A 5,643-nucleotide genomic window follows, 5' to 3' on the forward strand; every position below is an offset into this window, starting at 1 on the left:
CTCCTTATATTTTTCATTAAAAAGAAAATTTAATTTCAATAAATTGTATATTTATTACCTTAATTCTTTTATAGATTATAAAATAAACAAATATAAGGTTCGACTTGCTAACAAATAAACTTAATGTAGAACAGATTAAAAACATAAATTAGAAGCATATAAACGCCAGACAACAATGAATACTACGAAAAGTTCTTGAAAGAGAAAAAGTTACTGTTGCAGACTGAGTGAAATTAACCAATGTTTCTACGTTATCTTGAACAAAAAGATTATCTGTAGTGTGTACATACCTTCGCTGCCTCATTAAGCAAGAATAGTACAGAGACAGGATAATGTTTCTCAAAAAATGGTCTCACAGATTATACTGCTTCTTGGTTGGTGAAAAGGAAACTGTTTTTACTTAAAACGGCAGTACGAACGCAGTTTTTGCAACGTTACTAAACAAAACAAAAAAAAACCATAGTGAGTGTCAGTACTTACTTCACCAATTTACTACGCAATTTTCTTTATAAGATCATTTTGCTGGGCAATATTTTTCAAAAAATAGTAAAAATTTGGTAGGATCATTAATACTCTAGGTATTAGAAGATATATATTTTAACAAAGCATTTATTGATATTGATGGTTTTAAACTCGAATGCGGCTTCATTGAACGTAACATATTATGCGCAGATAGTGTTAAAGGTGCCCGAAATAAAGATGCTGGAACATCATTCTAACCAAAAGCTCATAATTCGGTCCAATTAACCCTCATCCTCTGCATACCTTATACTTAATTAATCACATCATCTTAGGTTCGGCATAAAAAACTTTCGTCAAAACCTTTGTGAATTATGTATTTTTTACCACATTCGACCAAACCGTTCCATGACGATCAAATATATTTAATGCTATTTAGTTAAAGCTCTTTCTGTTATGATTCCCTCGCAATCTTTGTTACACCGATATACCTAGACGTTTTACAATCTGTATTGTATACTTCATTTTCATTACTAATTTTTTCTATGATCAAGCAAATAAAAACTCACGTATAGCATTTTATTTTTTCTACTGCTTTGGTTGGGTATCAGTAAATAACCGAGCATTAACCATAAAGTTTCATAATATACAAACTAATTACCCAGCCTCTAATTCCACCCAGTATTTTTCCAAATGTCTTTTATTTATGCTTGTCAATGTATGATTTTCTTATTTTTTTACATCAAAATATAAAAAATTCTATTATTTGAAATAGTTTATTTTAGATAAAAATTTATTTACGTGCGTTAAATTTTAATCACAATTTTATTACTATACAAAAAGATGAAAAAGGAGAAAATATATAGCAAAAGCTTTTATTTTGTAATCATCCTTTAATTAATTTATGTTTGGTAATCTATGCAAAAGTTAAAAGAATTACTAGTCAGTATTGACGGCGGTGGAACTAAAACAATTGTGCAAATTGCAACTTTAGATAGAAAAATCTTAGGAGAAAGAAAGGGTGGGCCTGTAAATATTGCTAGTGATTCAAAAGGAAGCTGGAATTCAGTTATAACAACATTACAAAACCTATTAGAGCATCTTAGTTTAAACCCATCAGATATTTGTTTATATGGAGGAGGTGGATTTGCAGGTGCAGAAGTGCCCTCTGCAGTTGAACAATTTATGAGTATTTCTCATGGGTTTGAAAAATTGCTTATAGAAACAGATGCCTATACCTCTTGCTTAGGGGCACATAATGGACAAGATGGTGCTATTGTTGCTGTCGGAACTGGAACCGTAGCTTACGCTATTGCAGGAAAGAAAACGAAAAAATTAAGCGGTTGGGGTTTTCCTCAAGATGATCAAGGTGGAGGGGCTTGGATAGGGTTAAAACTTATTTCTCAAATGTTACAAGCGATGGATGGACGTCGACCTAAAACGCATTTGACGGAAGGGTTGTTTACCTATTTAAAGAAACAAGGTCATGATCCAATGATATGGGCTGTTGGTGCACAGCCTACTCAATTTGGATCCCTTATTCCATGGATTATTCAAGAGGCAAATTCTGGATGTCCAGAGGCTAATAAACTGTTAGATAAAGCCGCTGAAGTTATTTCACATTTGGCAGATAGTCTTTTAAAAGACGAATTTTCCAATCTTCCCTTATGCCTCTTAGGAGGATTGTCTGAAATTTTGATCCCCAGAATGACCAAACCTATACGAAATATTATCGTCCCTGCTAAAGGTACACCGCTTGATGGTGCTTTTCACTTGGCATCAGAAGCCTATCATACAAAAAAGTATTAAATATTATGGAAGTTATTATTCGTCCTGGCCCAGAACAAACTGCCCAACTAGCGGCTCTCTTTATAGCTCATGAAATAAAACAACATTCTAAATTAGTTCTTGGATTGGCCACAGGCAGAACAATGGAGCGTATTTATGCTATTTTGGTCAATATGCATAAAAATGACGGGTTGGATTTTTCTAAATGTTATAGTTTTAATTTAGACGAATATATTGGCCTCCCAACCGAGAATAAAAATTCATATCGAAGCTATATGAATTATCATTTGTTTCATCACATCAATATTAATATGATCAATACCCATGTTCCCAATGGAATGGCAAAAGATTTGAAGGCTGAAGCAAAAAACTACGAAAAACAAATTCAAAAATTAGGGGGTATCGATTTACAGCTATTGGGCATTGGTGAAACAGGGCACATTGGTTTTAACGAGCCTTTATCTGCACTAATGTCGAGAACCCGTGATAAGAGTTTAACCCCTCGTACACGCAAACAAAATGCAGAAATGTTTGGTGGAGATCCTAATAAAGTTCCGACCAGAGCCCTAACCATGGGAGTAGGTACAATTTTAGAAGCACGTTCTATTTTATTAATAGCTTTAGGAAAAAGTAAGGCTTCTATTTTAGCAAAAGCTATTGAAGGTCCCATTACATCCATGATTAGTGCTTCAGCATTACAACTTCATTCTTCTTGTAAAATCTTAGTTGATGAAACCGCAGCCTCTAATTTATCCGGTCGTAAATATTATGATTGGGTTTTTCAAAATGAACCAGAATATGCCCACTATCGCTAGTTTCTTAAATTTTATTCATTGTTAATAAAAGGTAAAGAATATGTCAAATCAACCTTCGTCTAATATTCTACAACATACAACAAAGCCTTTAATTATTGTTGGCATATTATTTTTTGTAATTGGATTTTTTACTTGGATTAACGGGCCGTTAATTCCGTTTGTAAAAGTTGCTTTTACGCTTAATGATTTTAATGCTTTTTTTATTTTATTTGCTTTTTATATATCTTTTTTCATATTCTCGTTGCCAGCTTCCTGGGTATTAAAAAAAACTGGAATGAAAAATGGACTAAGCATTGCGTTATTAGTAATGGCAATAGGGGCTCTAATTTTTGGTCAGTTTATTAAATTTCACTGGTATTTAGGAGTATTAATTGGTTTGTTTGTTATTGGTATAGGATTGGCTTGCTTGCAAACAGCGGTAAATCCTTACGTAAGTATTTTAGGACCCATTGAAAAAGGTGCTCAAAGACAAGCCATGATGGGTATTTGTAATAAAGGAGCTGGCATTCTTGCCCCAATAATATTCGGCTTATTTGTTACAAATATTGGTGGCATACAAAATAGTATCAATGCAGCCACATCAGCAGCAGAAAAAATGGGGATTATTTCTGCTTTTGCTAATAAAGTTTATTATCCATATATGGGTATGGCTGTAATTTTATTGTTGGTTGCTTTTGCAATTTATCGATCCAATTTACCAGAAATTAAAAATGAGGATGACGGCCAACAAAATAGAAGCAAGGGCGGTATACCCACTTCACCCCGTTTATGGTTTGGCGTTTTATGTATTTTTGTTTATGTAGGTATAGAGGTATTAGCCGGTAGCGTCATTGGCACCTATGGTGAAGGATTTCATCTTCCTGTTGATACAACTAAATTTTTTACCTCATTTACTTTAATTGCAATGTTAATTGGATATTTTGCAGGAATTATTATTACCCCAAAAATTCTTTCTCAAGAAAGCTATCTTGTAGTTTCAAATCTTTTAGGGATTATCTTTGCCGTTGGTGCATGGTTAACTACCGGCTATACGTCCGTTACTTTTATTGCTTTGTTAGGTTTTGCTAATTCAATGATGTGGCCTGCCATTTTTCCAATTGCTATTCGTGGTTTAGGTGAACAAACCGCCAGTGGTTCTGCGTTAATGATTATGGGAATTTGTGGAGGAGCTATTATTCCAGAAATTTATAGCTATTATATAGAATTTTTGAATTTTCAGACTGTTTTTGTAGGTATAGCCATCATTTGTTATGTTTGTATGGGATGTTATGGAATCTACGGCTATTTAGATTTAAAAAGAAGTAAAACGGCTCATTCTCTTTTTATTAAAAAAAACGTATAAAAACTAAGATATCTACAAAATTGTATTGTTTTACAAATTAGAGGCATCGTGGAAAGCCTCTTTTTCAATAAAGTATTTATATATTAATAGTTCAAAGTCTGCTTGTGTTGATCCTGCACAATTGTATTATTACAATATTGTTGCAGGTTCTATTAATAGACACGTTTACTGAGGGAGTGAAACCGATACTCCATGGATCGCATGGAGACTATTAAAAAAATTTTCACACTACTTTTATACACGATAGGAAATTATAACTATTTTATTTAGAGCTATTAATGACTTGAGCATGAAATACTTAATATTTTCATGCCAACGAAGAGAATTATTAAATCTTCAAGACATAAAAAAAGCTTATTTAAAAGAACCTGTTGTTAGTAAAACTAATTGATTGCTCAGCCTTTTTTTTACTTTATTAAAACCTGAATTATTCAAGAAAAAATTTATTTCTATATTATTTAAAATACCAGGATTACTCCTAAAATAAATTATATTAATTAGGCAATCTCTTGGTTAACCAAAGTTAAAAGTCGAGTAAGTTTAAAACCATATCACAGATCAAGCTCTGCGATTGTTTCATTTAACACCTACGCATCAAAAATTTATACCAGGGAAATGCTACGGAAAAAATTAAAGAGCAACAACTAGAATTAGCTGGAGCTTTGCGCAACGATGATAAAGCTTTTGCGGAAATAACTCTTGATATTTCCCATATTTGCCCTACTAATTTTCGTTTAACCTATTGGTTATTTAAATCGTTTTTTTGCAATTGATTCTAGGCGTGGCAAAAGGATAAAAGAAAGCTTTAATAGACCAAATGGTTATAGGATTTTTATTAAAATTACCAATCCGAAAATACAAGTAACATTTAGTAAAAAGTGTTTTAACCTTAAATCAAGCTTTTCATAATGCTTTGATTCACGAGGTTATTTTTTTCTGAAACCACCCTTTTATTGAGTAAAAATCCTGCTTGTAGATCAAGGATTGTTAAACCAACTTGACAGTGCACGAGATAAACGTGCGAACTTTATAAATATGAATACAAAATCCCACGCAAAACAAATCTAGATCATAGGCAAACAAATAATTTAATAATTTATGCTACAACTAAAAAATCATACTAAGTAATTTCTTGAAAAAGTTTTTTACAAAGTCAAATTGTTTGTATTGATGTCTATTGAAACAGATAAAGCACTTTTTTAAAGAATAAATATCGTTAATCTTTTTATGTACGTAAAC

3 protein-coding genes are annotated in these 5,643 nt (G+C 32.2%); all 3 read left to right on the forward strand.

Annotated elements, in window-relative coordinates; translation table 11 throughout:
• The first annotated feature begins 1,377 nt into the window (after positions 1-1,377).
• The 3 genes from AABE15_RS00230 to AABE15_RS00240 are packed head-to-tail and all read left to right on the forward strand — an operon-like array spanning position 1,378 to position 4,404.
• Positions 1,378-2,268 (forward strand): BadF/BadG/BcrA/BcrD ATPase family protein, encoded by an 891-nt coding sequence (locus AABE15_RS00230; RefSeq protein ID WP_338329267.1) that lies wholly within the window; start codon positions 1,378-1,380, stop codon positions 2,266-2,268.
• Positions 2,269-2,273: 5 nt separating this feature from the next.
• Positions 2,274-3,062 carry a glucosamine-6-phosphate deaminase gene (nagB, locus tag AABE15_RS00235; RefSeq protein ID WP_338329268.1) on the forward strand — a complete coding sequence of 263 codons (789 nt, stop codon included), beginning with the start codon at positions 2,274-2,276 and terminating at the stop codon, positions 3,060-3,062.
• 40 nt (positions 3,063-3,102) lie between these two features.
• Positions 3,103-4,404, forward strand: coding sequence for a sugar MFS transporter (locus AABE15_RS00240; protein WP_338329269.1), 1,302 nt, complete (start codon positions 3,103-3,105; stop codon positions 4,402-4,404).
• Positions 4,405-5,643 lie beyond the last annotated feature (1,239 nt).

This window comes from Commensalibacter sp. Nvir, assembly GCF_963921845.1.
Lineage (GTDB): Bacteria > Pseudomonadota > Alphaproteobacteria > Acetobacterales > Acetobacteraceae > Commensalibacter.

What these genes read in the sequence shown, in the direction of transcription:
- AABE15_RS00240 (WP_338329269.1), top strand. Translation starts at nt 3,103, where the DNA reads ATGTCAAATCAACCTTCGTCTAATATTCTACAACATACAACAAAGCCT.
- AABE15_RS00230 (WP_338329267.1), top strand. Translation starts at nt 1,378, where the DNA reads ATGCAAAAGTTAAAAGAATTACTAGTCAGTATTGACGGCGGTGGAACT.
- nagB (WP_338329268.1), top strand. Translation starts at nt 2,274, where the DNA reads ATGGAAGTTATTATTCGTCCTGGCCCAGAACAAACTGCCCAACTAGCG.